Source organism: Methylobacterium iners (genome assembly GCF_022179305.1).
GTDB classification, from domain to species: domain Bacteria; phylum Pseudomonadota; class Alphaproteobacteria; order Rhizobiales; family Beijerinckiaceae; genus Methylobacterium; species Methylobacterium iners.
Genome location: NZ_BPQP01000153.1, coordinates 1 through 2,059, shown reverse-complemented (window position 1 = coordinate 2,059; position 2,059 = coordinate 1). Strand labels below are relative to the sequence as shown.

The 2,059-nt window shown below is 70.5% G+C and carries 1 protein-coding gene; it reads right to left on the bottom strand.

Features of this window, described 5'->3' with window-relative positions; all coding sequences use genetic code 11:
- A partial coding sequence (gene dxs / locus MFF55_RS26415; protein ID WP_238247204.1) for a 1-deoxy-D-xylulose-5-phosphate synthase occupies window positions 1-2,036 on the bottom strand: 2,036 nt, incomplete at its 3' end.
- Window positions 2,037-2,059 lie beyond the last annotated feature (23 nt).

Below are 2,059 nucleotides of genomic sequence, written 5' to 3'. Positions count from 1 at the left end.
ATGATCAGCGCCGAGCCGTTCCCGTCCTTGAGGCCGCCTTCCCCGGTCAGGGGCGTCTCGCTCGAGACCTCCGCGTTCACGGAGCCGTCGGCATTGGCATAGACGTTGGGCAATGTGGTTTGGACGGTCTGTGTGATGGTGTCGGCATCGAGCCCGGCCTGCTGGTACATGCGTTCGGGCGTGTCGTGGTCCTGGTAGGTGTCGGGCAGGGTGAGCGTGCGCACCCGCACGCGGCCGGCATCGAGCGCACCCTTGGCGGACAGCAGGTGCAGCACATGCGCACCGAACCCGCCGGCCGAGCCCTCCTCCAGGGTCAGCAGCACCTCGTGGCTGCCCGCCAGGTCCAGGATCAAGGCCTCGTCCAGCGGCTTGGCAAAGCGCGCATCGGCCACCGTGACCGCCACGCCCGCCGCCTCCAACTGATCGGCCGCCTTCAAGGCCTCGCCAAGCCGCGTGCCGAGCGACAGCAGCGCCACCCGCGCGCCGGATGTCGTCTCCTTGGGCCGGCGCACGATGCGGCCGCGCCCGATCGCCAGGGGCTCGCCGCGCTCGGGCAGCTCCACCCCCACCCCCTCGCCGCGGGGATAGCGCAGCGCGATCGGGCCCGTGTCATGGGCGTGGCAGGTGGCCACCATGTGCACGAGCTCGGCCTCGTCGGCGGCCGCCATCACGGTCATGTTGGGCAGGCAGCACAGGTAGGCGAGATCGAACGCGCCCGCATGGGTGGCGCCGTCCGCGCCCACCAGACCCGCCCGGTCCAGGCAGAAGCGCACGGGCAGGTTCTGCAGCGCGACATCGTGCACGACCTGGTCATAGGCCCGCTGCAGGAAGGTCGAGTAGATCGCCACGAACGGCTTGTAGCCCTCGGTGGCGAGCCCGCCCGCAAACGTGACGGCGTGCTGCTCGGCGATGCCGACGTCGAAGGTGCGGGTCGGGTGGGCACGCCCGAACAGGTCGATGCCGGTGCCGCCGGGCATGGCGGCTGTGATCGCCACCACCTTGGGATCGGCATCCGCCGCCTTGATCAGGCTCTCGCCGAACACCCGCGTGTAGGCCGGGGCGTTGGGCTTGGCCTTGGCCTGGACGCCGGAGACCACGTCGAACTTGACCACGCCGTGGTAGCGGTCGGCGCTGGCTTCCGCCGGTGCGTAGCCCTTGCCCTTCTGGGTGACGACGTGCAGCAGGATCGGGCCCTGGTCGGAGTCCCGCACGTTGCGCAGCACCGGCAGCAGGTGGTCGAGGTTGTGCCCGTCGATCGGGCCGACATAGTGGAAGCCCATCTCCTCGAACATCGTGCCCGAGCCCACGATCAGGCCGCGGGCGAACTCCTCGGCCTGGGCCGCGCGCTGGTAGAGGGCCTTGGGCAGAAGCTGGCCCAGCTGCTTGGCGGTCTCGCGCAACGAGCGGTAGGTGCCGCCCGAGGCCAGCCTGGCGAGGTAGGCCGACATGGCGCCCACAGGGGGGGCGATCGACATGTCGTTGTCGTTGAGGATGACGATGAGGCGCGCGTGCTGCGCGCCGGCATTGTTCATGGCCTCGTAGGCCATGCCCGCCGACATCGAGCCGTCGCCGATCACCGCCACGACATTGCGGCGATGGGCGGGGGCACCGCCCTCGGCCTTACCCTGCGCCTTGGCCTGGGCCGCGTCGAGGTCGCGAGCGACCGCCATGCCGAGGCCCGCCGAGATCGAGGTGGAGGAGTGGGCCGCGCCGAAGGGATCGTAGGGGCTCTCGGAGCGCTTGGTGAAGCCCGACAGGCCGCCGCCCTGGCGCAGCGTCCGGATGCGGTCGCGGCGTCCGGTGAGGATCTTGTGGGGGTAGGCCTGGTGGCCGACGTCCCAGATCAGGCGGTCGTGGGGGGTGTCGAACACGTAGTGCAGCGCCACCGTCAGCTCGACGACGCCCAAGCCCGAGCCGAGGTGCCCGCCCGTGACCGAGACCGCCTCGATCATCTCCGCGCGCACCGCCTCGGCCACGCCCGGCAACGCGCTCTCCGGCAAAGCCCGCAACGCCACAGGCTCGTCCAAACCATCCAAAACCGAATTCAACTGCCGTGACA